The 26,974-nt window shown below is 45.0% G+C and carries 22 protein-coding genes; 1 reads left to right on the top strand and 21 read right to left on the bottom strand.

What is annotated here, in order from left to right:
* Positions 1–9: 9 nt before the first annotated feature.
* The 9 genes from CWC22_RS22125 to CWC22_RS22165 all read right to left on the bottom strand — a co-directional run bounded on the left by CWC22_RS22125 (position 10) and on the right by CWC22_RS22165 (position 14,085).
* Positions 10–2,517, bottom strand: coding sequence for a hypothetical protein (locus CWC22_RS22125; RefSeq protein ID WP_138538381.1), 2,508 nt, complete (start codon positions 2,515–2,517; stop codon positions 10–12).
* Between the two features lie 683 nt (positions 2,518–3,200).
* Entirely contained in the window at positions 3,201–3,923 is a 723-nt protein-coding gene (locus CWC22_RS22130) for a PKD domain-containing protein (RefSeq protein WP_138538382.1), read from the bottom strand.
* Between the two features lie 244 nt (positions 3,924–4,167).
* Positions 4,168–5,646: an internalin gene (locus CWC22_RS22135; RefSeq protein ID WP_138538383.1), complete on the bottom strand. Its 1,479-nt coding sequence runs from the start codon at positions 5,644–5,646 to the stop codon at positions 4,168–4,170.
* A gap of 10 nt (positions 5,647–5,656) precedes the next feature.
* The gene (locus tag CWC22_RS22140; RefSeq protein ID WP_138538384.1) at positions 5,657–6,526 is read right to left on the bottom strand and encodes a GEVED domain-containing protein; all 870 of its coding nucleotides are present in this window, start codon (positions 6,524–6,526) and stop codon (positions 5,657–5,659) included.
* Between the two features lie 9 nt (positions 6,527–6,535).
* Positions 6,536–7,783: a hypothetical protein gene (locus tag CWC22_RS22145; protein ID WP_138538385.1), complete on the bottom strand. Its 1,248-nt coding sequence runs from the start codon at positions 7,781–7,783 to the stop codon at positions 6,536–6,538.
* A gap of 53 nt (positions 7,784–7,836) precedes the next feature.
* A complete protein-coding gene (locus CWC22_RS22150) occupies positions 7,837–9,789 on the bottom strand; it encodes a Hint domain-containing protein (RefSeq protein ID WP_138538386.1) in 1,953 nt (650 codons plus the stop codon).
* 90 nt (positions 9,790–9,879) lie between these two features.
* Positions 9,880–12,678, bottom strand: a complete 2,799-nt coding sequence (locus CWC22_RS22155; protein WP_138538387.1) for a M4 family metallopeptidase — start codon at positions 12,676–12,678, stop codon at positions 9,880–9,882.
* Positions 12,679–13,245: 567 nt separating this feature from the next.
* The gene (locus CWC22_RS22160; protein ID WP_138538388.1) at positions 13,246–13,749 is read right to left on the bottom strand and encodes a DUF4240 domain-containing protein; all 504 of its coding nucleotides are present in this window, start codon (positions 13,747–13,749) and stop codon (positions 13,246–13,248) included.
* 126 nt (positions 13,750–13,875) lie between these two features.
* On the bottom strand, positions 13,876–14,085 hold the full coding sequence (locus CWC22_RS22165) for a cold-shock protein (protein ID WP_010380108.1): 210 nt from the start codon (positions 14,083–14,085) through the stop codon (positions 13,876–13,878).
* A 468-nt stretch (positions 14,086–14,553) separates the two neighbouring features.
* Here CWC22_RS22165 and CWC22_RS22170 point away from each other — a divergent pair, with 468 nt between their 5' ends.
* Positions 14,554–15,228 carry a hypothetical protein gene (locus CWC22_RS22170; protein WP_125562670.1) on the top strand — a complete coding sequence of 225 codons (675 nt, stop codon included), beginning with the start codon at positions 14,554–14,556 and terminating at the stop codon, positions 15,226–15,228.
* A gap of 2 nt (positions 15,229–15,230) precedes the next feature.
* Here the strand turns inward: CWC22_RS22170 and CWC22_RS22175 are convergent, their stop codons facing one another.
* From CWC22_RS22175 to CWC22_RS22230, 12 genes are all read right to left on the bottom strand, one after another.
* Complete coding sequence (locus CWC22_RS22175) at positions 15,231–16,466, bottom strand: GAF domain-containing sensor histidine kinase (protein WP_171045069.1); 1,236 nt, start codon at positions 16,464–16,466, stop codon at positions 15,231–15,233.
* Between the two features lie 79 nt (positions 16,467–16,545).
* Positions 16,546–17,250, bottom strand: coding sequence for a hypothetical protein (locus tag CWC22_RS22180; protein WP_416365171.1), 705 nt, complete (start codon positions 17,248–17,250; stop codon positions 16,546–16,548).
* 4 nt (positions 17,251–17,254) lie between these two features.
* Positions 17,255–17,983 carry an iron transporter gene (locus CWC22_RS22185; protein WP_138538390.1) on the bottom strand — a complete coding sequence of 243 codons (729 nt, stop codon included), beginning with the start codon at positions 17,981–17,983 and terminating at the stop codon, positions 17,255–17,257.
* Positions 17,973–18,278, bottom strand: coding sequence for a cupredoxin domain-containing protein (locus CWC22_RS22190; protein ID WP_228553412.1), 306 nt, complete (start codon positions 18,276–18,278; stop codon positions 17,973–17,975). Before CWC22_RS22190 ends, CWC22_RS22185 begins: the two co-directional genes overlap by 11 nt.
* Positions 18,279–18,303: 25 nt before the next feature.
* Positions 18,304–19,617: an ATP-binding protein gene (locus CWC22_RS22195; RefSeq protein ID WP_230090665.1), complete on the bottom strand. Its 1,314-nt coding sequence runs from the start codon at positions 19,615–19,617 to the stop codon at positions 18,304–18,306.
* Positions 19,618–20,274, bottom strand: a complete 657-nt coding sequence (locus CWC22_RS22200; protein ID WP_125562660.1) for a response regulator — start codon at positions 20,272–20,274, stop codon at positions 19,618–19,620.
* Positions 20,271–20,924, bottom strand: a complete 654-nt coding sequence (locus CWC22_RS22205; protein ID WP_138538391.1) for a hypothetical protein — start codon at positions 20,922–20,924, stop codon at positions 20,271–20,273. The genes CWC22_RS22200 and CWC22_RS22205 overlap by 4 nt, the downstream gene beginning before the upstream one ends.
* Positions 20,921–21,736 carry an SDR family oxidoreductase gene (locus tag CWC22_RS22210; protein WP_138538392.1) on the bottom strand — a complete coding sequence of 272 codons (816 nt, stop codon included), beginning with the start codon at positions 21,734–21,736 and terminating at the stop codon, positions 20,921–20,923. Before CWC22_RS22210 ends, CWC22_RS22205 begins: the two co-directional genes overlap by 4 nt.
* Entirely contained in the window at positions 21,736–22,416 is a 681-nt protein-coding gene (locus CWC22_RS22215) for a TenA family transcriptional regulator (protein ID WP_138538393.1), read from the bottom strand. Before CWC22_RS22215 ends, CWC22_RS22210 begins: the two co-directional genes overlap by 1 nt.
* A gap of 29 nt (positions 22,417–22,445) precedes the next feature.
* Entirely contained in the window at positions 22,446–23,903 is a 1,458-nt protein-coding gene (locus CWC22_RS22220; RefSeq protein ID WP_138538394.1) for an AMP-binding protein, read from the bottom strand.
* Positions 23,896–24,570: a thermostable hemolysin gene (locus tag CWC22_RS22225; RefSeq protein WP_125562650.1), complete on the bottom strand. Its 675-nt coding sequence runs from the start codon at positions 24,568–24,570 to the stop codon at positions 23,896–23,898. Before CWC22_RS22225 ends, CWC22_RS22220 begins: the two co-directional genes overlap by 8 nt.
* A 90-nt stretch (positions 24,571–24,660) precedes the next feature.
* Complete coding sequence (locus CWC22_RS22230) at positions 24,661–26,916, bottom strand: putative bifunctional diguanylate cyclase/phosphodiesterase (RefSeq protein WP_138538395.1); 2,256 nt, start codon at positions 26,914–26,916, stop codon at positions 24,661–24,663.
* Between the last annotated feature and the right edge of the window lie 58 nt (positions 26,917–26,974).

A 26,974-nucleotide genomic window follows, 5' to 3' on the forward strand; every position in this document is an offset into this window, starting at 1 on the left:
CAAAGTCCCTTATAAATGCTTAATCAGATCAGAGAATGGTAATTCTTTGCTGAGCCGACGGTTATACTTGATATAGCCCTGACCAGAGCCAGGAGTCCATGTTTTGCCATATTCTATGTATACGATCGTTATGGTCTTATAATCGGCGCTAAATGCGTAAGACTGATATGATTTACTATCCATTGTTTCTATGGCTGTCGGATTATCTTTAGGTAGTGTGTCAACATAATTGATGGATGCTTGCTTTATCTGTGCGTGTGTCTTGCCAGTTGTGCCAACATAGTTATCTTTAATTTCTTCTTCTACGAGCTTAGAAATTCGAGTTCCAAAAGAAGAATTAACGCAAGCTGGAACCTCGACACCAACATAAAAAATGTACTTAGTTCCGTTACATACTTTGTAAGTACCAGAGAGCCAGTCACCTTCAGCTTTGATACTAGTTACCCGAGAATAATGAGTACTCGATTTATCCCAAATAAACTGGGCCTTATATTTATCAATCGCTTCTCTTCTGATCTGGTCCTGAACATTGATATTCTCTTGCGTATAGTCGGTCTCTGATAGCATTTGCTCATTCAGACCATATACATTACCTTGCAACGAAAGCAGGGTTTCAGCTTCAGCATAAGTTGTTATTGTATCGGTTTTACATCGGACTCCAAGCATGCATAGCCGCATATTCGTCACAGCAGCAGTTGCAATATCTCTGCTTAGTTCAAGTCCCACTGATTTCAACTCAAGCTGATGAAAGTGACTTTGCCCAAATACTTCAAAATATGAGAAAGCATTTACCAATTGCTCATTAGAATCTGTATTGTTACCATCACTGACCTTCAACTTGCCATAGCTAATAATGCGACCTGGGGGCGAGTACGCCGTTATTTTAGATTCAGTACCAACTTGTACTTCTTTGTAGGTGGCATTATCGGTCGCATCGTAAGACATTTGTGACACAAGGAAGGTCGTTGCTTCCAGTCTGTAACGCTCGTTGTAGAATTTAGGCGTATTTACGTCAAAATTACCCGCCTGATTGAGTGCCATAATGGCAGAGGAGTTACGAATGTAATATTTCGCTTTCAGTTCCAGGGCATGCTCTGCTGACATTCGTACCTGATTAGCCTGTATGGTGCTAACCTTTATGCCTGAATCCCAGCTTTCACCTGACCCTTTCTTCAATGAATAAGGATTTATATTCTCGATAGCTTTCGCACTGATTGACAAAGAATTAGCGTGAATAGAAGCACTAAGATTAGACCTGTTGGAACCACTGAAGGTCGCATTTTGATATAGGCCATGTTTAGCGCTGGTCACGTCTAAAGTCGGTGTTTTTAACGCTAATGGAGAAGGTGTGTAAGACCGTGTCGTACGAGAACCATTAGTAAAGATACCATTGGTCACAGTAGCTTTAATGGTTCCAGCCTGCATAACGCCACCAAAACTGTTGTATACGTCGCCATCACTATCGATTTCAATACGCTGCCCAACAAGTCGGCCGCTGTTAATTACCCTCGCCCCCTTAAGTTCTATGGCCCCGCTATCAACTCGACCATAGTTGTAAAAAGTGCCCTCAGTCAGTACCTTGAATGTGCTTGCCATAACATGAGAAGAGCTCTGAACAGAGACTGTATTACGGTTTTTAACCGTTACAATGTTATCAGAATACAATTTACCAGATAGGAATACATTTCCACTGTTGCTCTGAGCGACCTGAATGAATATTCCCTCATTCGGCGCATAGAAGTCGTTTAACCTGGTACTGGTCGCTAGTGCATCAGATAGCGTATTTAGCTCGGTTTGTGAGGAAATGGATACCGGGCCCGCTGCTACGATGCCAATACTGGCTGCTTTGAATGTGCCACCCGGAACATAAGATGATGTGGTCGTTTTTGCCGTCAGGATATCCAGGTTACTGTACTTAATACTAAATTCACCCGAATATAGATTGATGCCACCAGCACCAATAATGTAGTTACCCTCTGGTGATATTGAAAACCCGCCTCTGGGGTGACGCTCTGCTCTCAGGTTTGTATCAATTACGCCTGCGGTCACAATGCTTTTCGCGATTATTTCGAGAGACTGGACCCCTGGTGCAAAAAGATTATTGATGTCAACTTTACCCGTGCTGCCAGAGTTAAGGTTAGTACCCGAAAAAGCACCATTTAACAGGGTAACCCGCCCCATATTATCAAAACTACAGCTTTGGCAAGTTAAACTGGTGGAATTGGTCGCAAACACCACATCAATCATTTTTCCAACGACTGAAATTTTACTGTTTAGCTTCATATGTGGTGCTGTTATCACCAAAGTTTCAAGGGGGCTGTTTTCAGCCACTCTGATAGTCAAGGGCTTGCCGGCTTGACTGAATTGAGAAAACTCTAACCGTTCAAGCTTTTGTGTGCCACTAATAACTAAAAAGTCACTACTTGCATTCTGAAATGAAGAGACTGAAAAACCCGCATTTGCGTTATACGCATACCCTGCGGCATAGACACTTTTTGAGGCCAGTGCAGAAGACACAACTCCCCAAAAAATAAGAAATGAAACTATAGTCCTGACGTTCATTTTAACCCTTGCATTACAATTAGCAAAAAGAAATTAACCATAAAAGGTACAGAGAAGGCAGTGTACAGCAAATATACAAGTGGTTCAAACAGTTGCCACAGAGGACTAGACTTTTACAGTTACAAAATAACTATATCGTGGGACCCCAACTTAGCCCAACAGTGACTAAAAAATGCAATAGTTTGAGATTAAGCAGGCTTAAATTCAGAGACTGGGCGGCATTTGCCTGACACATCATGGTCCTTGCCAGCCAGCAAAGATAACAATCTCTCTTGCTGATAAATGAGCAGCGCGCGCTGTGCTTGGGAATTACAGCGATCACAAAATCAGTAAATAGTAGTTTCTTGTCGTGCAGAGCAATAGAGCAATAAAGAAATGAAACCGTTCCACATCTCAAGTGCTTACTACTCAAGAACAAGTCAGCCGATAACAAGGGTAACTGTCTGTTGTTGGTGTGTCGGGTCGCTCCATCCGACAATGCATGTGCCTGATAACCACTCAGATCAGCAAAGTAATACTATGCTGCTTATCGAAGCGTATAGAAGATCAAGATGACAAAGTAACTTAAGTGATTAATGAAGGGAAAGTCGCTAGCTGCCAAAGTGTTGGCAGCTAAACGAGTTGGCAGGACTATTTAACTAAAGACGCCTGCGTATAATACTAGCACCTGCGAGGAGTAACATCAGGAAGTGAAGACTACCGCCAGAGCCCCCGTCACCAGACTTTCCAGTGTCAGGCGTTTTATTGTCACTGCCATCCTCTTTTCCTGGTGTCTGGCCATTGTCATTATCGCTTCCACCGTCTGAGTTATCGCCATCAGGGTTTTTGTCACTCTCATCGGAGCCATCACCATCTTCCCCATCAGGTTTTTCACTTTCAGGCTTTTGAACTGATAGCTGTGTGCTTGCACTCGACACGACAGTTTGCTGCCACATTGCATCAACCGACAACTCGACAGTACCTGACTCAGCAAACTGAGTAGTTAACTTGCCCGTTTGTGAACCCGAAGCGATGGGCTCGCCCGCAACAAACCACTGAAAATTTAAATCAAGCGGCTCACTAGACGTCAAGTTTGCCAGAAATTCGACATTTGTGCCCTGCACGACTTGCTCTGGCTGCACGATCACCAACCCGGAGATTTTTGGCGTGATAAGATCAACCAGTTTCTGTGAGGACTCCAATAATTTGCCACCCTGATACACCTCCCGGGTCACAGTATAAATCCCCGGTTGTTCGTACTGATGCTCAGGCTCTGCATCATGAGATACAGCACCGTCACCAAACCGCCAAAAGTACTGCGCGTCACTTGCCAATACAGTGCACGTCAAAAAACATAAAAGACCGCTCATTACTTTGTACATAGTCACTCCTTGATAGTGAAATTGAAGCATTCACAACACCAAAACCGTGTTCATTTCCCAGCTAACGCCAAACTCACTTTAACATAAAAATTACAAAAAAATCGATATACGCGCCAATGTAAACGAATATAAACCTGAATCTAATCAGTCCACATTGGTTGTTATTTCACCTTCAAAGGTGCCATAATCTTTGACGAAGTTAAGCTTTAAAGCGTGTGCCTGCTAACAGACACACACGATATTTCTATTGCTGAAAAGCCATACCATAAGTGCTTAATGCCCCCTCACACAATCGCCAGTTCAAAATCCCACGTGCAGGTGCAGCTGAATCAATGAAAGTCGGTGCCCATCGCAAATTACGAAACAGAACACTGTGCGCTTGTGACACAGCACCAGAACGAACAGCCTCTTGCCTCGCCAGCTCACATTGTTTCCAATCCTGAGCATCGCTGGTAGGCAACTGCAAATCAGTTATATCGTAGCTCGCTGGGCAAGATTTCCCGCGCTGCACACAGGCATTTTTCATTTCCTGAACTTTATTTTCGCAAGCATATCCAAAGGGGTTATCACGACAAAACCGGGCTGCGGTGAAGGAAAACCACGCATTGTCATAGGCAAGACTCTTGATGCGCTCTACAGCCAGGCGCTGTGTTTCAGGCAAATAGGCATAATAGCTGTTGAGCAAACTGGCAGCTCGTTGCTCATCCAAAATAGCCTGTTTGAAGTCATCTTCCAGTTCGCTGATCAACCACTTGGTTGCATTTCTCACTATCTGATATTCTGGTACCAGCGCGCGTAATGGCAATGAGGATTTGTCGTATCGAGTTGTGTAGTAACGCACCACATTGTAATCACTGAGTGACGTTAGTTGACCATTAAATCCCGTTTTCGCATATTTAACTGCCTCATAAAACATATCAAAGCAGGGCTGTGGGTTATCCAAAGAGCAGGTAATGATATTATTGGGTATGACACTCAGCAACTGTTTGGGATCACCTCCTTGCTGAACCGCCCTCACCGTTATTTTGACCGACGATTTTTTATCGTGCTGCAAGTAATTAAGTTGCCCGCCGACATTAAATGCGCCCCCGTATAAGTCAACATCCAGATACCCTCCAATATCTGACTTATCTTTATTACTCCCATAGTCAATCTTTAAATTGACCAGGACATTTGCACCATACTCAATACCAGTCACAAACTCATCACCAACCAAGTCTTGTAACTGAGTCTGATGATTGTGCGCTATTTTTTCTCCAACCTGTGAGAGGGTATATCCTGTGTTTTGATTCACAGGCAAAAACACACGCTTTTTCGGGGTGCTGGAAGCACTGAATGTGTAGGAGCTTGAATACGTGCTGGATGCCATTTCTTTTGCCAACGAGGCCCCGGCAGATACACGCACCACAGGGAAATTCACATCAGTATCAACACTGCCATTAAGCATAGTCAGCATATCGTCGTAACTCATGTCGATACCGGTTTTAAATTGCAGCTCGGTATTACCAAAGCTCTCGTCAACAACACCACTGACAGCTTGTACATTCAAAAAGCGCTTTTTTTGGCTATCATAAGCCGTGCCTACTTCTATATGATCATTGATCAGCCCCGAAATGACAGAGCCTGTAAGACTGTTATGGGTCATCTGAGTATCAGTGCTGTATGTACAAACACTTACAACCGCCAACTTTATCGTCAGTAATGCAGAGTAAATAGGTTTCATATCATCTTCCTTAACGAACCGTTACCAGATAATCTTCGACTTCACCATAATGAATTCGAGTACACGCGTTATCCGAGCCTCCGCCAGCATCGGTTGCAATACGCATCAACGTCAAACCTTCAGGCACTGTTGTGGGCACATCCAGCAAAAACTTGAAAACGCCTGATGATGCCGAACGGTACACCATTTCAGATTGCTCAAACTGACCATTGTGATTCCAGTCTAGCCATACCCGAACAGCTACATAAGAAGGAAACTCCGGCTGTTTGTTTCCCGGCTTAATGGTCACTTTCGCTACCTGATTTGCTCTGAGTACAATCACTTTTCCCGAAACCAGGCTATGTTCATGTTTCTCAGACTGGTGAATAAAATCATCCACTGTTACTTCAGAGATCCACTCCCATTCGTGATCATAGCTGCGATTATCACAATATGATCTCGGCAAAACTGTCGTTTTAAGGGCAACCGGCTCATATTCTGGAGGCAAGATAGAGCACGCTTCGCCCGCGCTGGTACCTGCATACCATTGATAAGGATTGGTAAAATCAACGTTTGCAAAGGTCAGGTACTGAGCTTTCCCCGCGGCTAGCGCAGCGTCAGAGAGCCATAACTCTCTAAGCTGACGAAGTTTTTCCTCTTTACCGACAATATCGGTCGTGCCATGCATTCGCTCCCACAGCTCAACCAATAATCCATCGTAACACTTACTCAACCAGGCAAACCGGCCTTGAGCCTGCTCTACCGTAAGTAAGTCACCCAGCTCGCTAAACCTGGCTTGCTGGTGTGTATTTGTATTTTGCTCTGATGCTAACGCCAGAACTGGCAGACCTAAAGGCACAAGCAATACGAACAAAACCAATAAAAATCTGAGTATATTCATGGGATATCCTTATCTTAATACGTCACTGATGGCGCTATAATCACGCAAATAAACCAGATTATCGGCCTCGTAATCAATGCAGTGATTGCCTTCAGGGTTACGCTCACAGTAGTCCACCAAATCGGCAAATAGGTTGGCGTTAGCACGACTCTTAGTCTCAATATCCTGCAGCTGCTCAAGTTGTTGGGCAGAAAACTGTGCTGCGTAATAACGTTGCAGATTTTTTGCACGCCGATAAACCAATCGCTCATCTATCCAGCGTGCCGTCAGCTCCTTGACGATTAATCGCGTCAGGTAATTACCGGGTGTGTAACCGTTATCAGGAATAAGCAGTTGGAGATCTGCACCAGAATCCAGATAACTGGCTGTATATACGTCAGTAATATTGTAATCATCCAATGAATTAAATTGATTGATGTAGTCCGTTTTCAGATAATGTATCGCCGCTTCAAACAAGTTAAAGCAGGGTTCAGGGTTGAACAATGTGCAGTGCATAATACCGTTAGGTATGACTTGTAGCAGCCTGTTGGGATCTCCCCCACTTTGGATACCACTTATAGTGATCTTAACTGATTTTCTCTTATCTTCAGCTATTTTCTGAAGTTCACCGTCAACTTTCACTGTGCCTATCCAGTCAACACTCAGGTAGCCCCCAATGGTGCGTTTGTCTGTTTCATTTCGGTACTCAATTTTCATATTAATGACGACATTTGAACCATACGCAAAACCATGCACAAACCCATCACCCAGGTTACTTGCCTTGTTCCCGGGATATGCCTTCGCCAATTCCTTTGCGGCTAGTGTCGGCTGGTAGCCCGAATCATTGTTGGGAATCAACATGCTCGATTTAGGTTTAATTGAAGAATAGACAGTGTAAGTACCCGTATACCTGTCAGCACTGATGTCTTTGGCATAGTTTGCACCAGCATCCGCTCGTACCGCAGGCAATTCGAAGCCAGCATCAACCTTACCATCAACAAGCTTGAGAGCTTGCTGATAGCTCAAGTCAACACCTACTCTGAAATCTATATGCGTATTACCCAGATGCTCAACTCGTCTGCCAAGCACAGATTGCAGCCCTAAAAATCGCTTACCTTTGCTCTGATAAGCCGTTCCCAGCGGCACTAGGTCGTTACTCTGATCAATGTTTGTTCGTTTCTCTACTTCATGGACAGCTATATCGAGAGCGTGTGCCTTTATCAATAACAGGGCGACCCCAAATAACAACATAATCGAAACCACATTACGTATTTTCATAATCATATCTCCATGAAAGGCCCTGATGGGCCTTAGTATTTGTCAATCCATGACTACTGCTTCAGACTGTTCAGATAGTCCTGATGCCAGGCCTGAGGCAAACGATTAAGCACATCTTCAGTTGTTTCGATCTCATTGCTAAACTCATGCTCACTTTGCATTGCCAAATCACCCACTTGCAGGCCATTTGCAAACATGCTGAAGGACTCATCTGGCTGATAATCCGGATCATCATTACCGCGACCCAGACGAAGGTTATATACCTTATCGGTAAACTCAACCTCCTCTATGTGAGTGATCATCTCTAGCCCATTTTCAGTTAAGATCTGCGTACCCTGTTCAACCTTACTCGCCCAGACAGCTTTACCAGATTGCATCACAACAGGGTGAGACTCAGTCAATAACAGTGTTTTACCTGACTTAGTTCTCAGCTGAACCATAGGGATGGTTTCAACACCAACAGAAATATCCTCAATTGTCAGAGCTAGATGGTTAGCAGGTGAAAACTCACTGGCACCCAACACCTGGTCGCCCACTTCAAGCTGTTCTATTGGAAGCTGCTTACCATTTGGTAAGGTGATCAAAGTGCCTTCGGCCAGGCAACTATATACAATTTGCATCTGGGGATGACCTATATCCTGCCAACCACTATCCATATCTGAGGAGCCAATAACAAAAGAAGCCGTTAGCGGCGGTCTCCCAGGGCGAATTACGTGATCAAGTGCAAAATGCATAATCCAGTGGGTATCCTGATATCTACCAAATAAGGTAGCATCTCCGAATACACCTTCATTTTGTGGGATATCCCAGGATATTTCAGTCATATCCATTACACCTGACTTCTCGTAGCTAAGTGTTAAATTCTTAGCAAAGAAGTTGCTGATACTCTGATAAGCAGAACCGTCTATAGATACAGCTCCTCCACCTTCTTTGGTCTGAATAAAGATATTAGTGCCATGATTCACAAAAATAGGTTTATCAATTTCAGGGCTCTCAACTAACGTGATTTTGCCGTTTTCTTCCTTTACCTCCAGGGTGGTAAAGTCAGGTAGGTAAATACGTGTAACTTTACCCATTACATCAAGCTTCCCCTTGAATGGCACCTTTAGTTTGGTTTGACTGGTAGGGGTTCCTGTTGGATAGATATTTTCATAATCACAATCCCCAAAATTCCGATTAAGACACATCACGATCCTGCCATCCGGCACGCCTGCACCTGCTTCAGAGCGATTATCAATAGGCATATCAATCTGTGTTCCGAATCCAACTCGACCAGTTAAAGGCAGTAATATGGTATCTGCCCCTGAGGATACAATCGATCTTGGCTGGGAAAAATAACCTAATTTAGCCAACAAGGTCTCTTTTGAATATTCCACCACAACGTTACGGTCTTCCATAACCTGTTTGTTGTTTGCATCCCTGTAAACTACGGTTATCCATCCATCAGCAAAGATACGTTCTGAAGCAGCAAGGTTAGAGAGAATATTTTGTACCTTAGCGTAGGAATACACCGATTTGCGCTTAGCTTCCTGTCCGTCACCAAAGTATTCATTGTATATTGGCATAGTTAACTGCTCGCCTTTTTCGTTGACCAGTTGCAGATCTATCAACGTATAATCGGTCGGCACCGTTTTACTATTTAATGCAGATAACACAACAAACTGTTCACCCGAAGATGCTTTAGTCGCAGACCCAATTCCCATATGTTTAAAAAACGAACACAGCTCAGGCCTGCCGCTTGTGCAGTTTTGTAATAAGCTGAACCCTAAAGTATCAGCACTTGATGCATCTTGTTCCAGCCTTTGCTCAATCAGAGAAAACAAATGAGGTCGATTTTTTTTACTCAGACCGTGCTGCGCTAGCCGCGCTTTCAAGCGATCATTTTTAATCTGAATGTCTTGTTGGTATACAACATTATTATCAGCTTCAATTAGACTTGCAAAAGCATCAGGCATGACGGATGCCGTCCCCAATGCAAATGCAATGGATAAATAGAGAGGTTTCATATTTTATTCCCTTAATATGGAGAGTGTTTTGAGCAAACGCTCAGGTCCCACCCGCGATATGCAAGTGCAACCCTACAGCAATTCCTTCAATTACGTTGGGTGGAGCACCATACAGGTTTGAGTCGTGATGCTTTTTGCTTGATAGGCAGATAAACCTAACGGTTCAATATATGTATAAATTCGTGAGCTCATTTCAGAAATTGCCTCAAAACAAGTCTGGGTGCCAAAAGAGTGCGAAATAGCGTTTGATAAAAGGCTGTGCTCCAAGCCATTTCCGCATAAGGATTGTTCAAAATCTTCCGAAGATTGTATGTTACTTTGGACAAGACTGTTGATGAATTTCACTTTATTACCACTATGAATTTCGAAACCATAGTCAGTAGGCAGCATTTCGTCTGTGCCTGAAAAGTTGACTTTGACATCTAAAACTTGGCCCTCACTAATACCTCCGCAGGAAAATAAGAAGCTATATCTGCCACCAACAACCACACGCATCATTGTTTTGCCTGGCTGAAACCCCTCAGGTAGAGTAAAGGCAACCTGCCCCGAGTCCGTTACCACCTCTTTTCGATACACTTCTCGTTCTTCAAAAACACCATTACGGTTGGTATCTAGCATCACTATCGCTTGGTGTCCGACAGCATTTACGCCTAGTTCAATTATATTTTTTTGCTTCAAGTATAAGCTCAAGGGCTGGTCCAGAACCTCCTGATAGCTCTCCGGTAATAGCGAAAGACTTTGATGATTAATCAAAACCTTGTTCATCATGTCTAATCTTTCACCTCCAAACCACGGCGGACATATCACTCCCAGCGGACGTGAGTAATAATCACGGTAAGCAAGCAACTCCTTATTGTCTGTTTTCACTACTTTTAACTTAAAACGCGTAAGCAAATCGGGCTCAACATCATGTGCCCTTTGTAAAAACGGGTAAATCGCATCACTGGAATTACGCTCCCAGCGTTCGGTGCTTCCATTACCCCAATCAACAGCGATGCTTTCAATTTCATTAATGGGAAGAGTATCGATCTGGTAGCCAAATTCATCGTACTGAGGTACAGTCATGACCGCCAAATTGGAAATTTCAGACGTCTGCGCCACCAGCCCTACCAAGTGCAACGCCTCATCGACGTTCTTCTGTGCTTCCTGTCTAGATTTGCTCACAACATCTGAATCTGCAACCAACATCAAGCAAACTGATGCATCATCCAAACTGGCGTGAGCTGGCAGACAAGATACATTAGCTTTCAGGTATAACTTAAATGCTTCTTCAATTGTCCAGCCGAAAGTTTTTACGAGCTCATAAAACACTTTTCTGAAAATACCGCCCAAGTCATAATGAGACATGTTTGCACGATACATTATCAGATGGTCGATACTACGACCATCCAGTGACGGAAGGGCAAAGTAACGCTGCCCTATGTCATGAGACTTAACATCCCAACCTAGCCACCACTTTTTATCGGTTTGCGGGTAACCCGTCCCATCAAGTACTTGCTTTAAAAATGGTTCCGATTGGCTAAAACTCCCCCCTACACTACGCTGCAAGTAGTCCAGCACAGCAAGGCCTGTAATATCAGAGAATGCTTCATTAAAAGCGCCAGATTCACCTTGACTATCCAACCGACTATTCCAATGTGTCACGGCATGCGCAGCCTCGTGCGCTATTACACTCAACGTAGTTAACGAATAATTTAAGTAGCTATCCCCATTACCAAAATTGGTATAGGTACCATCCCAATAAGCTTGAGTCATGCCAAGTGAATTCTGGTGCACCCTTTGTTTCAAGGTTTGAAGACAGTAGCCATTCTCTACACAATGTACATTTTGTTCTGGAAATAACTCATTCAGCTGCTTATGAAAAAACTGCATTGTTAGCCCACCATAAAAGTGAGCTTCATTCTCAGGACTGTAACTAAACAAATGATAGTAAGCTTCATCGACTTTGGTACGCTCAAAGCTTTCAGGCTTACCGTTACAGTCAAATTCATAAGGTTCTGTTTGATGAATAAGGAAGTTAATAGTCTGCACATACGGGTTTTCCAAAAAACAACTTCCACCTTCTTTTCTCACCACAAAAGGATAACCGCTGAATTCTGCGAAGATGAGTGGGCTATCTGTATCACTTACATCATTAAACAACAGTTCAGTTGAAGCGCTGGTCGTTTCATCGTATTGATATCCAAGACAAGCCTCCATGGTCGCCGGTTGCGGTGAGTAACATATGGCACCCATTTTTTCATTGCCACCAATGCCACCAGCAGCCACATATCGGCCCTCATCAGAAAAATGATCAACCCCCTGCTCAGATTGAAGTACACTGAGTGTATCAGCACTGATAGTGAGTCTATGTATGCCCTTTTTCGAAGTGGCAGTGACCTGAAACACACCAATCAAGCGGCCTTGCCAAACCATGTAAGCTCGGCCGAAATCCTGAAATTGAGTCTCCGGGGTTATGCTTGGATCGGCAAGCAGTCGTTGCCTGATTTCCAACAGGGAACTATGAAAGTACTGACCATCCAGAGCCTTCTTTACCTCTTTCACCCTCAATGCAGCCCCAAGGCCCTGTAGGATCTGGCCCGCACTGTTCCTGACGAGTACAAATTGCCCATCGATCACCGGCTTATCTCGATAAAGAACCTGATAATGCTCGAACCGTTTGGCTGTTCCTATAGTTTTTACGTGCTGATAAGTAAGCCCTTTTTCGGCAGGTCCAGTCTTCAACGCAAAGGGTTCTACCCGGACTTGCGCCTGCAATACTTCCTCAATTTCCTGCCACAGATGCTGTTGATTTAGTAGCGTGTGCTTGTCGACCCATTGTGTATCAGCGTAACTCAGACAACTGAAACAGCACAAAAAGGCCACCATGGGGACTTTGTTAATAGGCATTCACTCTCTCCCTGAATACACATAGTTTAAAAAATAGACTTTTCCTTGTAAGTTTGTGACCCGGCTATAGCGCTAACACTATGAAGTAATTACTTCTTTTTATAGGGTGTTCAAACCTAACGCATTACGTCATAAAAGCGTAATTTACAAACACCGAAAATGAAACAAAAAACAAACAACCTGTTAAAATTTCATATTCGCACTCGCACTTTAATCACGCTCAGACTAAACAGACAAGCTCTAAACCTAGTCAGTTTGTATGCTGGTATTTTACGAACAATCAGAAGATTATTCCGTTATACAAAAATAAATGCGCTCTTTGATTGAAAAGTTAATTGATACTTCAGAAAGTTAAGCGGGCCCGAAGTTTTCATAGAAGGGAAACTATTTGCTTTTTTAGAACTTAAACACCAAACACAACCCTGCGTTTGGTGTACAAAAGTTAATGTGATCATACATTGAAGCGGCCACCATAAGCCAGGTACAGCAAGCTTTGCATCTGTACCGACGCTTTATCACTGGTACAGATATCAAAAACAACCAAAAACCAAGTCTGAGCGGGGCGCATTACCCCTGCCAGTACTTAGCAAACAACTGTGGGTAGGTTTGCTTTAACACTTTGGGTTTATTTTTAAACTGTTTGCCCTGTGGCGCATAGTTCACGGTGTTGTGATATGGCAATTCCTGCTCGGTTTTTTGCTCATAGAGCAGTCCTGCTGTCAGATCTAATTCGTCGCAATACGGATAGGGCAAATTGTCGCGCAGGGGCATGTCATCAATGTTTGCCAGGCTATCTGGCTGGGCCAGCACCTGATCGACCAGCTCTTCACCCTGAGTCAGTAACCAGTTACAAAAATCCAGAAAGTCATATTCGCTGTTACAACCGCAAATAACATAGGCTGCGCCCCATATATCCCAGTGCCATAAACGTCTGAGCTGTTTACTGTAGTGGCTATCAAAATCAGCGACATCAGTATCAGAGAGCGTCTCGAGCCTGGCTTTTAATTGAGCCGCTTTGCCTTTGGTTTGGTTATCAATGGCAATGAGCTGCCAGAATTGAGTCTGATCCATGGAATAAAACACATCAGGAAGTAATAGAGCGATCTTACCACAGCCCACCAACTGAAAGGTATGTTATGACGAATTACAGGCACAAAAAAAGCAAGCCTTAGCTTGCTTTTTCTTTTAAGCCATAAATTATAGCTTAACGATTTCTTCTGCCTGAGGGCCTTTTTGACCTTGAGTCAGTTTGAACTCAACGCGCTCGCCTTCAGCTAGTGTACGGAAGCCGTCACCTTTGATAGCACTGAAGTGTGCAAAGACATCTGGGCCATTTTCCTGAGCGATGAAACCAAAGCCTTTTGATTCGTTAAACCACTTTACGGTACCTGTTAAAGTATTAGACATGATAGTAAATCCTGAATATTAAAATGATGCCAATCCTTAAAAGCTAACCTCTGCCCTGTTGCAAAGGATCCTTCTATACAAAAAACTGGCAAACCTATGCCCATGTGGGCGCATAGACCTAAATTTTGCCGGTGATAAAACTTCAGGACGGTACTACTACAAGCAAAAACTTATACAACAACGTAATGGAGATTTATAAACACTGACCCAAATTCTGTCTACGTTCATCTTATCGGGCTGCCCCTCTAAGTCAACTAATTTTTAATCATATTTATTAATTCTTAATGACACTAACAAGTCGCTTTCAAGGCAGAGGAGACAAGGGTGTACCTTTTTTATTTTAGCTAATTGGTGGGACTATGATCGAGGGCAAATTGTGGTTAATTTAACCTGATATAACACCTTTGGAGACTATGCTTTGCATCCAAACTGGGTATAATTCTGCGAAGTTCTCGCGAGGCGTTTTTTATGCTCAAAAAAATTTTTAGCCTAATAGCCAAAGTTATCACCTTGTGTACTTTTAGTGCATCACTATTTGCCACACCATTAACAATCTCTTACCTTCAACATCCAAGTGTGCGCGATCAGGCCCTGCCTTTAATCCAGGCCGCTTACAACCAGGCAGGAATTAAGGCCAATTTTGTAGCCATGCCAGCACACCGCGTACTGCACGAAATTACAGCACAACACACCGATGGTGATGTGATCCTGGCACGAGAGATTTTCGCCCCTTTTAAAGATGTTATTGCTGTCGGGCCTGCTTTAACGGAAGTGGAATTTATCCTCTTATGTGTTGCGAATGTACCGTGCGATAACTCAGTATTGGTGGCAACGCCCAGCACCATAGTCGCAACCGATCAGTCCAAACGTGTTTTGCTCAATAAGTATCCGCACGCGAACAGAAACACCTTTTACCATATAAACAACCTGGCCAAGTTGCCCGAGCTGCTGAACGTACATCGGTTTGACTATGCAATATTTGTGGTTTCTACTCAGTGGCCGCTCCCAGACTCACTGTCTCATTTACATGTGCACCACTTATTTCGCTCCAAAGCCTACCATGTGATGCACAAAAAGCATGCTGGGCTTGCAGCGCAACTTGCTCTGGCTATCTCAACAGTCAAAGCGCAAAAAGGGCTCTGATTCTAATCCTCTATGGGCTCTGATTGTGCATGGGTCACAGGAAAGCGTAACATGATACATAACCCACTTTGATTGCAATTTACATAAACGGTCCCACCAAGATCATTCATAGCAATGCGTTTGACGTGAGCCAGACCCAGTCCTGAGCCAGCCACTTGCTTTTTGGTCGAATAAAAGGGGGCAAATATGTCTTCAGGATGAACCAACTTCACCCCAACCCCATTATCACTAAACCTGAGCTTAAGCTCAGCTTGTTTTACTTTTACAGCGATTGTAATCGTTGGCCGATCACCCCCTGAAAATGCATGTTCAATTGCGTTTGTAATGAGATGATTTAACGCCTCGATGAGACTGGCAGGCTTTAGATACAGGAGCACATCAGCGCTTTGCTCAACGTCAATATTCAGCACAACATTGTGCATCGCCAAAGAAGACTCCCAAACACTTTCCAGTGATTTAAATACATCGGTAATGCGGCATACCCTGGTTACACCATCATGCCCCTGAACAATTGACTGCTTAAGCCTGTCTATTTTGTCATCAATATGATGGAGATTACGTGATAATAAGTCAGCAGCCTGGTGAATGCATGCTGCCTGCTTTTGTACCTCAGGTAAAAGCACAGGGTTTTGTTGCAGTAAGCGGCTAAGCTGCTCTGCTGATTCACTCAACATGGATGCCGAAGTCACACTGACCCCCAGCGGCGTATTCAATTCATGGGCCAGCCCCATGGTCATCAGAGCTTGCTCTTTAAAAGCTTCTTTGTGATCATGTTCCTTTTGCTGTGACAACATTCTGAGTTGTAGCTCGAACAGGTGCTTAAGGGAACTCAGCATGGCTCTGGCCATAGTGCCAAAAGTATTTTCTTTACTGTCCAGAACACAGACTGTGCCAAAGACAGAGTCATCAACATTTTTTATGGGTAAGCCAAGATAAGCAATCATGTTGAGCTTAATATCTGGGTTGTGGTCCCAGACAGGGTCTGCCAAAGCGTTGGGCACACAGAGTTCGCTTTCTGCCTTTATGACGGTTTCACAATATAACCCTGAGCGCTCCCAGCATTCACTGTCACCAATTTCGTACGGGTTTTCTTTATTGAGGCTTTTGTTGAACACGCTCAAATGCGGCCCGTTGAGCTTCATGATCAATGCCACCGGAACTTCCAATAGTTCGGCAACCCGGCTTAAAAGCTCGTTCCATTGCATCACCAGCTGATCTGATAAAGTATTGGTGTTCACTCGCTTGCTCCTCACAAGCCCTTTTCCTGGCAACATGCCTGTCAGACTTGCTCTGTGAGTATAGCCTGCTCACACCATTTTAAAATTCAAACTCTAATGCCAGCCTGAAGCTATGATCTTTGCTCACCTGACTCAATTCTGTGACAAAGCCAATTTCCCACTTGAGCTGTTTTTGACCCTGAAAACGGTGTAACCCAATCACAGCAGGCCCCACTCCCACAAAGTCTTCTCCGGTATAAACTTCAATTGCCGGCTGAAAAGCACTTATCCAACGATAGCGATATTGAGCACGGAACTCGGCCTCCCACCCATTACTGACCATACTACCCCACTCTCTGGCAATAAAAGCATTAAGTGTCAGACTGTTACGGCCAAACTCTTTCTCAAACAAAAGACCTACTGTCGCTTCATAAGCCGATTCTTTATGACGTTTTTCATATTCAAACAACAGCCCCCAATCAGCCCAGTATCGCCCTTGTTCAACAAGCTGCCAGCGTACCTCAGCTTCATATCCCGCCATATCGAAATTATCATCCGGATCTCGTTCACCAATTGCATAGCCTTCAACAGTCATGGTTTCCGTCAAACTCCAGCCTAATCCCAAGCGCTGCGCCAGTACATTCCCAGTATCATTTTGTCGGGATAATAAACGCCATTCGACTTCACGTTCCAGAGGCAGCACGTAAGGGTGATATACTTTATCAACGACCATATCGTCTGCCTTAACATGGCCTGACTTGACCACAAGCCCGGCAAGGCATCCAATCATAATGGCCTTTAGCATCATATTATGCTTCACTGCCCTGCCTCCAGTTATAAACAAACCAAAAAACTCCCGTTCCCGCTGCCAAAGCCAATATCGACCACAAACTTGGCGTGGCTTCATAGCCAAATAGTACTTTCAGGATCCGACCTCCAACACTGTATTCATCCACCCAAGTTCGCATATCCAACAACGCTGTATAAGCCGGGATGATATCGATCTGGGCAGCCAAATCACTGGCGAATACCAATTTACTGGCGCTGTGTAAGGCGACAAACACAGTCACCAGTAACAACATTTTTCGCGTCGCCCAGAGTAAAGAAAAATACAACAATACTGCGAAACTGGCGCATATACTGACCCCCAAAACAGTACCCAGCATTAACGCAAAGGCTTCATCCATCTGCCAGTAGCCATTAAAATAAGTCAGGAAGTTACTTAAGTATAAAGTGAGTGCAGCAGCCAGGCTCATCACCCTGGCGCAAGCAAGATCAAAGATATAATGGCCTGCTAAACCAACAAATAACGTTATCAGCATAAAAATCTGAATCAGCTCCAGCCCACGATAATCCCACCACACTGAAATATCTGCAGCCAGAATCAATAAGGCCATACAACCCAAGCCCCCTAGTAAGGTACCCAAAGCGCCTTGTTTTACCGATAAAACGTTTTTCCCGGTTGCACAAAGCAGTACGCAAACCACGGCTACAGGCAAACATTGGTTCAATGTGATCACCACAGAATTAAGGAGCATTGCTATCCTCCTTCGCGATAACTATGCCTCTCGCCGTATTAGGAGCAAATTCACCGAAGAAACTATACTCACCTGGTTCAAGCGGCCCGATGTAGATGACACTTTTTCTGCCTGGAAATAGTACTTTCTCCCGATTAAGATCAAAGCTATCAAATTCCTCTGCTGCGGGGTCTTGATTCTCAATTACCAGGCGGATCTTTTTTCTTGCTGGTACAACAATTGATTGAGGGCTAAAGAGGTGGTTTTTAAGCACAATGCTACGAGTTTCCAATGCAAATGTTGGAGCACACACCATGCACAGTGCCAGTGCCAAATGCGTGTTATTCATTTTGTGCTCCTTTAAACGCCAGAGAGACCTTCAAACCACCTAATTCAGAGTCTGACAATGTCAGTGTGGCATCGTAAATCTCACAGATCTGCCTTACGATCGCCATCCCTAATCCTGCGCCCTTTTCTCCGCTTGGGTGTGAATCGCCTCCAACCCGATAAAAACGGTCAAATACACGGTCAATTTGGGCCTGAGTCATGCCTGGACCCGAATCTTGTATTTGCCATAAAACTTGGTGTGCATTGCGCGTGATATCAATGCGGATCTCTCCTTGCGGGGGTGTATATTTGATGGCATTGCTCAAAAGATTACCAAGTAAAGTTGAAAGGGTGAACTGACAGCCCAAAATGGAATGCGGCTCAGAGTGCAAACTGATCAGCTGCGCTTTATCAGCAATTTTATCATACATTTGTGCCACCAATTGCTGAGTCACGGCTTCTGTATCAATAGGGTCAAATTGCCTGCGCCATACCTGAGGTTCAGTTCGCGCCAGTGTCAGCATCTGCTCAACAATATGATTGAGCTGCTCTGCACTTTGCGTTATCCCCTTTAGACTGCTTTTAGTGGGACCTCCTGCCAGATTATGTAAATGAATCTTGAGTGCTGCAATGGGCGTTTTTAACTCATGTGCGGCATCAGAGGCAAAATATCTTTCCCGTAAATAAGCAGCTTCAACTTTAGCAAATAGCGCATTCATCATCGCTATCACTGGGGCCACTTCCCGATCCTGACTAAACGTATTTAATGCAGTAAAATCATCGGCTCGCCGTACCTTTAGTTCTGATGATAATTGAGTTAAAGGCCGGAGCGCACGATAGATATACCAAGCTATGAATACAGCCAGTATAGGCATGATGATCACCAACGGCATCATGGCCGACAGCACCAGACTTTCAGCCAGAGAAAAACGTTTATTTACGGGCTCGGCCACCAATACCACACGCTCTCTTCGCTCTATGACATAAGTACGTAGTCGCATCGCAGCAATATTCTGTGTTTGCCAACCTGATGAAAGGTCAACTCGAGACTCAGTATTACTAAGCCGCTCGCTTGCAGCAAGCAGCACGCCATGCTGCCAAATTTGAAAATAAATCTCCTGAGTGGGAATTGTCTGTGTGAGCTCTGTTTCCAAGAGTAACGTCGCCATTTCTCTAAGCTGTTCATCAAGTTGCTGTTCTGCTTTTTCCATACTGGCTTGATAGCCACTCAACAGCGCCCAGAAAGTTGACAGGATCAGACAGGAGACCAATATCAAAGTTAGCTTGCGATTAATGGAAATAGGCCGATGAACAGGGTGTAACGACACTCAACTACCCACTACATAACCGATACCTCGTAGCGTTTTAATAAACCCACTTGGTAGTTTTTTGCGCAAATGATGAATATGTACTTCTATGGCATTTGAGCCAAGTTCTTCGCCCCAATGATACAACTTGTCTTCCAACTGGCTCTTAGCCAAAACCCGTCCCTTGTTTTCCATTAGAGCTTTTAGCAACATGTATTCCTTGCGTGGTAGCTGCAAGGTTTGTTGTTCAAATTCAACATGGTGACTAGCAAGGTCAAGGGTAACCTGATCACAACTCAAACGACTGTCCTGCTGTTTTCCAAATCGTCTGGCAACAACTCTTAATCTGGCAAATAACTCTAGTGGCTCAAAAGGCTTTGCAAGATAATCATCAGCACCATGATCTAACCCAGCCACTTTATCGTCTAATTCATCCCGGGCAGTCAGGATCAATACACCTACCTGCTCTTTATGTTGTTTGAGTGCTTTAAGAACACTCAAACCATCATCATCAGGCAACCCCAAGTCGAGCACTACTAACTCGGGCAACACCACTTCAATTGATGCCAATGCGCCAGCGCAGCTGTCAACATGTTCGACAGCATACCCTTCTTTCTTCAGTGACTGGACGAGACCCTGTGCAAGCAGGGCATCATCTTCAACTAATAATAATCTCATTTTTTGCGCTTTAACTTTTTCTCGACGAGCGCTAATAGCTCGATCACTTCTGCCTGACGGTATAGATCCGCGTTTTCACGGCCAGGACGTTTCGGCGCAGCTTGCGCCCTCTGTAAGTGTAACAGAGCAGTGCTGTATTCGCGCTCATCATATAGGAATTGGGCATAAAAGTAATTGATATCCAAGCCGTATGGATTAATTGCTAATGACTGCTCAAACAATTCACGTGCTTTGCTGTCATCCCCAAACCCTATCGGCCACCCTGGCACCTGACTGTATAGGGTACCCAGGCTAGTCAGTGCAGAACCACTCAGCGCCTCACGGTCAATCGCTATCGCTTGTTCGAATTCGACTTTAGCTTGCTTCGCCAGCCCCAGCGCTCCCAACCCCCCTTTTGCGCCCGCATAACTGGACTGAATAATGCCATGCCAAATATGGCTTTCTGCATCATCCGGATAACTTGTCACAACCTTTTGACTGTCTTTGATCAGAGCTTTAAATGCTTTTTCCTGCGCATCATCTTTAAGCTCATAATTAACTTTAGCCCAACTCTGTTGCAACAGCGCTATGTCGTCTGCAAGCGCGGCATGGCTTTTAGCACAGAAAAATAGAGCCACAGAAGCACCGAGTGCGATAAAAGTCGATTTCATAAAGAGTCCTCCAAACGTGAAGAGAATTTTGCGGATTGTGCCGCGAAATGCGCGCGGATAGTCGACCGCTGTTTAAGAATACTGCCATCCACAAGTTCAGGCACAAAGCCATTGAGCCTGGCAAAAAACTTCTCAGGAAACCCAATCCCTTTGCGTTTAGCTTTGCTCTTCAGCAACGCCATAAACTCATCCGCAACAACCTGAGGACAATCCATTCTGTTACCAAGCTTTTTGTTCAATAAACGTACTGACTCGTCATTGATCGCGGTATCCGCAGCGCGTGGAGACAAGTACTTCACTGCAATTCGTCCATCCAATTCTCGAGACAAAGCCTCACTGAAACCACGTAATCCAAACTTGCTGGCACAATAAACACTCTGATAAGGAAACCCAATGGCACCCAACGCTGAGCCAATGTTTATCACTGTTCCTCGATTTGCCTCCAGTTGATCTAGCATCGCGTGCGTCAAACATGCAGGTGAAACCAAATTCACCTGTAGCTGCCGTGTTAATTCAGCCTGACTCATATCTTCAAAGGCAACCATCCGATTCACACCTGCATTGTTAACCAGCAGACTGGCATTGCCCATTAGAGCTGCCTGATGAGCAACTTGACAGGCACCTTCAGCATCATTCAAATCTACAGCAATGGCCTGATGCTCCGACCCAAGTTGCGCGACCATCGCCTGTAATGGCGCTTTTTGACGTGCAACCAAAAGCAAGCGCCAGCCATCTTTAAGCAGACGGTGTGCAAACACTCGCCCCAGCCCACCCGTGGCGCCTGTGAGTACCGCTAATTTTTGAGATGTCATTAGCTTGCCTCCTTTACGAAAGACCCGACCTGAGTGTCAATAGCGTGAAAAATGGCGCCATACAGGCAATAAAATCGCTTTGCAGCATGAATAATCATTTGCTGTTCTTGTGGATCCTCTATGCGATTCATTAACCCTGCAAAGAAGTCGATATGTTCTAGGTCCAACGCACCGTGGGAAGTCAAATAACTAAAGGCTTTTTGAGGCAACCCCAGTTTGTTGCGGATTTGTGTTGCGGCTTTATCAGCCAACATGATTGAGGTACCTTCCAGCACATTGACCATCCCGAAAAAGCTTAATGGCGATATACGCTGGATGCTGTCGTAGGCATAACTCACCATCATTTCTGTTGCAAACCCCGGCTGACTATGACGAACGGCTTCTTTGTCGAATCCACATGCCGCAATATCATTTAAGATCCACTCCTGATGACCCAGTTCCTCCTCGATATAGTGTGCAATAGCTTCTCGTAACCACTCCTTATCGTCACCCAATTGAGCTCCGCACGCCATCAAAAGTGGTACAGTGTGTTTAACGTGGTGATAAGCCTGCTCCAGGAATCCAACATACTGCTCAATGCAGATCTCACTTTCAAATACCGCTTTAAAAATCGGAGCGCTCAGTAAATATTCACGTTCAATTTGCGTTGCGCTCTGTAATGTCTCATAAAAATTACTCATGTACTTTTCTCCAATATCATCTTTGGCTGTTACGCCTGCAGCTCTGCGTTATCGCAGTAGAGCGCGGTTAATTCAGTGCGATAGTAACGTGCGATCACGTCACGTTTCGGCCGACCATTTGATGTCAGTAATTCATTACTTGTCGATAAGGGTTGAGCCAACCTGTGCCAGGTTCCGATCCTGGCGTAGTCAGGTAGTTGACTGTTTATTAAAGAGATGTGTTTTTCCAGTTGATCATCACTGAGCTGAGAGGCGGCATAAATCAAGGCCACAAGGTGCGTTTTCGCATCACCAAAAACCACAACCTGAGCCACTCCCGGTTGACTAAGTAGTAGCGCTTCTGGCCACTCCGGTGAAACATTTCGCCCAGAGCTGAGAATAAGTTGATTTTTAAGCCGCCCATAGATATCCAGTCCACTCTCTGTTTGCCTGACCAGGTCACCGGTTGCCAGCCAATGTTCAGGAGAATGTTCAGGTCCATTCAGATACCCTAAGTACAGGGGCCCTCTGAGGAAAAGCTGGCCTTGCACTATCTTGTATTCAAGATGAGGGAGGACGTCTCCCACGCCCTCAGATTGTGGCGCAACTTTACTCAATGCAACGACGGAGCCAGCTTCGGATAAACCATACCCCTGAAAGACTGGTAAACCGCTATTCCTGGCCTTAACGAGCAAGCTTTCATCGACCCGCGCTCCGCCAACTGCTATAAATACTAAACTCTCAGGAGCCTGCCACCCAGCTGAGCAGGCCGCTACGAGCAACTGCAACAACTCGGGCACCAAAATCAAAGTGTGTGGCTCGAATTGGCTAATACACATCAAAATCTTTTCTGGGTCTTGTAGCTGACTTCTCAGATAGCCAAGTGTGTTTAACGAAGGCGTAATCACCTGCCCGCCACTCAGAAGGGGAGCGTAGACACCAGCCACATTTTCCAACAACACAGCCAGCGGTAATAAACACAAGTGCTTTGGGTTCTTCAGTACCAATCGTTCACACAGGCTACTGGCAACTTGCTGCATAGTAAGGTCCGACAGACACACACCTTTCGGCGTGCCTGTCGAGCCTGAAGTAAACGTGATCTTGCGAGTGCCTGCAAAATATGCTGCTGGCTTGCTACTAAGCTGGTAGACATAAACAGTGCGACCACATACGTTAATCGTTTTACTCAAGACATTATCTGAATTCAACGTCTCGCTCAGTAACCAACTGGCACCAGATTCTAGCAACGCATGTTCACACTGTGCCCGGGTGAAGAATAACGGCAATGGCAGAGCAATTTTGTTGCTATCATTCAAAGCGAAATCAACGGCAATCCAGGCAGCTGAGTTATCCATTTGAAATGCAACACACTCTCCTTCAAGCTCTGCAAAGACACCGCTTAGTTCGTTGCTCGCCTGCTGCAACAAGTGCTTTGTCCATGTGCCATGTTCATCTTCAAGAATAACCTGTTGCTGGCTGTGTGGGGTCTTATCTAAAAACTTATGCATGACGTAGCCCCTCCAGCAAATATTCAGTTTCACTGCGGTACTGATTTGCATAACGTCTGAAAAGCGCTGTTTCCCGAATAAGCAGCTTTGCATCTGATAAAGCCACAACACACACTTTGGGTTGCTGCTGATAGTAAGAGCCATAGTCCGCTGCAACGGCGATATCGTCCGCAGCATCTGCAAGCACGTGTACAGGCACTTTTAGCAAAGACAGCAAAGCTCTAACCTGGCTGGTGGCAGCAAAGGTAAGGTAACGAACGCCATAGGCCGTGAGTGCCTGAGTGACAATGATAAAATGCAGCAAACTCGCTTTACGATTCGTCGAGACCAGATTGCCCAACTCTGCTATCTCAAAGCGCATATGCTGACCTTTGAACTCTTGGCCAACAGAATGTGCCTGAATTGCCTGCTCAATATCTTGTCGCAAGTACTGCTCGACAAACAACTCATGTTTGCCAGCAAGCCTCAACCCCAAACAGCAATGACCGCATGTCAGCCGAAACTCACTCAATAGGGGGTAAAAATGTTTGATCTGCGCATCAAATGCTTTACGAAAACCTGCGTGAATATCGCTTTCTAACGCTGCTCGTAAAGAGGAGTTTTGCTCAGCCCAGCTCAATTGCAGGGGGGCAAATTCGGTTCCGAGATTTTGAACGAGGGCTGTCATACGCTGCTCCGTAATGTTAACTTAGGTGCAGGTTAAATTTAGAAAATTAAGACAACCTTAAGGATTGAAAATGGTCGATGTATGCTCGAATTAATGTACGTTTAGCTTGGCCAGATAGTCAGTCAACTGCTCAGCACTGACAGGCCGGCCAACATGGTAACCTTGCATTAGGGTGCAGCCCATCTCGGACAATACCTTTACCTGCTCAGCTGACTCAACTCCCTCAGCACAACAAGTAACATTGATATTTTTTGCCATCACTAATACAGATTTTATTAAACTCTGCGACTCCTCGTCGACCAGTCTAGATAGTAATCCCGGATCCAGCTTCAAGGCGTCGATTTTTAACTCATGTAACTGTCCAATACTCGTGTGGCTGGCATCAAAATCATCGATGGCAATTGTAAAGCCAGCCTGTTGCCAATGGTTTATCACGTTATCAGCCTCCGTACCCAGCAATGTGAGTTGCTGCTCCATTATTTCAATTTCGACTTGCCAGGGTTGCAATTGATGTTCAATCAGGCGCCTGTTCAGTTCGCTCAATGCCTCATCCTGTTGCAGTGTTTTCACAGACACATTGATACTCAGCCTGAGTTCAGGGATTGTTGCTTGCCAACTGGCAAAGTGCTTAAATGCTTGCTCCCAGAGTTTAGATTGCAATGCCATCAGGCAACCGACTTCGCTCACTTCATTGATAAATCGATTTGCTTCGACAAGCGTGCCTTCTTTATGCCACCGCGCCAACATCTCCACCTGCACAAGCCGACCATCTGATGCGCAGACAACAGGCTGAAAATACGGTACAAACTTATCTGCCGCTAAAGCGTCTAAAATAGCCTGCTCCAGAGCCTGATTTTGCTCAGCTTCATCATCCAATTTAGAGCAGTAAAACTGCATCCCACCTTTGCCCGACCTTTTTGCCCGATACATCGCGCTGTCAGCACGTTTCATCAGTAATTCAGCGTTATCGCCGTCGTCAGGATACAGCGCAACGCCGGCACTCAGCGCAGCCTGTACTTCAACGCCTTTGATCTCATACTGACCACACACGCCATCAAGCACTTTTTTAATCACGCTTCGTACATGACGTTTATCTTCAATGGCATCCAGCAACAATACAAATTCATCACCGCCCATCCGGGACACGGTATCACATGCCCGAACAGAATCCGTTAATCGTTGTGCAATGTGTTTCAGGAGTAAATCGCCAAAATCATGTCCCAAAGAGTCATTGATTTTCTTAAATTTATTCAGATCCATAAACACAACCGCAAACTGATGGCGATTACGCAACGCCCGTTTACACGCCTGGATAAGCCTATCTTGAAGCAGCAAACGATTAGGCAACCCCGTCAGTGCATCATGGTGGGCCAGATGGTTCATTTTGCGCTTGAGTGCCCTTGACTCAGTCACATCCTGAAAAATCATCACGGCACCAATGACTTTGCCTGAATTGTTGTATACCGGGGAACAGGAATCATCAATGGCAAACTCCAGCCCAAGGTGATTTCGAAAGCAGGTAGAATCCGGCAGGCTAACCGTTTGCTGACTGCGCATACACACGGCCATTTGATCTTCGATGGGTCCTTCACTCCCTTCATGATATAACGGCATCACCTCAGTAATGGGCTTACCTTTTACTTCTTCGGTAAGTAAGGCAAGTACCGCCTCAGCAACCGGATTCATAAAAATCACCCGGCTATCAATATCGCAACATATTACACCATCACCGATGGAGCTGAGCGTCACTGCCAGCAGCTCGCTGTCTGTATCTGCCTGACCCAGATGAGGCGAAAGGTGTAAGTACCGGGCAAGGTGCAAATTGCGGTGCTCAGAGCTTTGTAACTCAAAAAGTCCTGTGACACGCTCACTGTGCGCGCTAACCAGGGTCAGTTTAATCACCTGACCAGGTTTTGGCTCCTCTAGCCAGGCTGCCAGCCGTGCCCAGCTATCTGGTTCCAGCAATTCATGCAGGTTATAGGCAAATAGCGCTTTGTGACTTTTAGCAAGCGCGGTTGTCAGCCCGTCACTCATACAAATCAGACTGGCATCAGAGCTAAACACAAATTCAAAGCCTGAGTTGGCCTGAAATGCTTCGAGGTAAAAGTGGTGTGCTTCATCATGACCATTATGGCGTCTCTGGTCCGATCGACGGCTCAACCACCAAATCACGGTGCCAGCCATTGCTGCCATCAGGCCGCCGACGACTAGCGCCAGAATCATCGGGCTAGTTGTACCACCAGCTGAAGACGCAAGCACTGAAGTACTGTGAGACGCAGCGCTCGCCTGCCACCCCACAACAGACAAACACAGGCTTACAAAATATTGCAAGGCAGAGGTTTTCACTCAGACTCCGGTCATCTATTAAACACAGCTCTTATCAAGCGTAGTCGCAATAACAAGA

Origin of the sequence: Pseudoalteromonas rubra (genome assembly GCF_005886805.2) — a bacterium.
Taxonomy (GTDB): domain Bacteria; phylum Pseudomonadota; class Gammaproteobacteria; order Enterobacterales; family Alteromonadaceae; genus Pseudoalteromonas; species Pseudoalteromonas rubra_D.

Coding starts and splice junctions, on each gene's coding strand:
- CWC22_RS22200 (WP_125562660.1), bottom strand. CDS start 20,274: ATGAGATTATTATTAGTTGAAGATGATGCCCTGCTTGCACAGGGTCTC.
- CWC22_RS22210 (WP_138538392.1), bottom strand. CDS start 21,736: ATGACATCTCAAAAATTAGCGGTACTCACAGGCGCCACGGGTGGGCTG.
- CWC22_RS22160 (WP_138538388.1), bottom strand. CDS start 13,749: ATGGATCAGACTCAATTCTGGCAGCTCATTGCCATTGATAACCAAACC.
- CWC22_RS22215 (WP_138538393.1), bottom strand. CDS start 22,416: ATGAGTAATTTTTATGAGACATTACAGAGCGCAACGCAAATTGAACGT.
- CWC22_RS22180 (WP_416365171.1), bottom strand. CDS start 17,250: ATGCTAAAGGCCATTATGATTGGATGCCTTGCCGGGCTTGTGGTCAAG.
- CWC22_RS22220 (WP_138538394.1), bottom strand. CDS start 23,903: ATGCATAAGTTTTTAGATAAGACCCCACACAGCCAGCAACAGGTTATT.
- CWC22_RS22135 (WP_138538383.1), bottom strand. CDS start 5,646: ATGAAACCTATTTACTCTGCATTACTGACGATAAAGTTGGCGGTTGTA.
- CWC22_RS22145 (WP_138538385.1), bottom strand. CDS start 7,783: ATGAAAATACGTAATGTGGTTTCGATTATGTTGTTATTTGGGGTCGCC.
- CWC22_RS22165 (WP_010380108.1), bottom strand. CDS start 14,085: ATGTCTAATACTTTAACAGGTACCGTAAAGTGGTTTAACGAATCAAAA.
- CWC22_RS22185 (WP_138538390.1), bottom strand. CDS start 17,983: ATGCTCCTTAATTCTGTGGTGATCACATTGAACCAATGTTTGCCTGTA.
- CWC22_RS22140 (WP_138538384.1), bottom strand. CDS start 6,526: ATGAATATACTCAGATTTTTATTGGTTTTGTTCGTATTGCTTGTGCCT.
- CWC22_RS22130 (WP_138538382.1), bottom strand. CDS start 3,923: ATGTACAAAGTAATGAGCGGTCTTTTATGTTTTTTGACGTGCACTGTA.
- CWC22_RS22150 (WP_138538386.1), bottom strand. CDS start 9,789: ATGAAACCTCTCTATTTATCCATTGCATTTGCATTGGGGACGGCATCC.
- CWC22_RS22155 (WP_138538387.1), bottom strand. CDS start 12,678: ATGCCTATTAACAAAGTCCCCATGGTGGCCTTTTTGTGCTGTTTCAGT.
- CWC22_RS22225 (WP_125562650.1), bottom strand. CDS start 24,570: ATGACAGCCCTCGTTCAAAATCTCGGAACCGAATTTGCCCCCCTGCAA.
- CWC22_RS22190 (WP_228553412.1), bottom strand. CDS start 18,278: ATGGTGTGTGCTCCAACATTTGCATTGGAAACTCGTAGCATTGTGCTT.
- CWC22_RS22170 (WP_125562670.1), top strand. CDS start 14,554: ATGCTCAAAAAAATTTTTAGCCTAATAGCCAAAGTTATCACCTTGTGT.
- CWC22_RS22205 (WP_138538391.1), bottom strand. CDS start 20,924: ATGAAATCGACTTTTATCGCACTCGGTGCTTCTGTGGCTCTATTTTTC.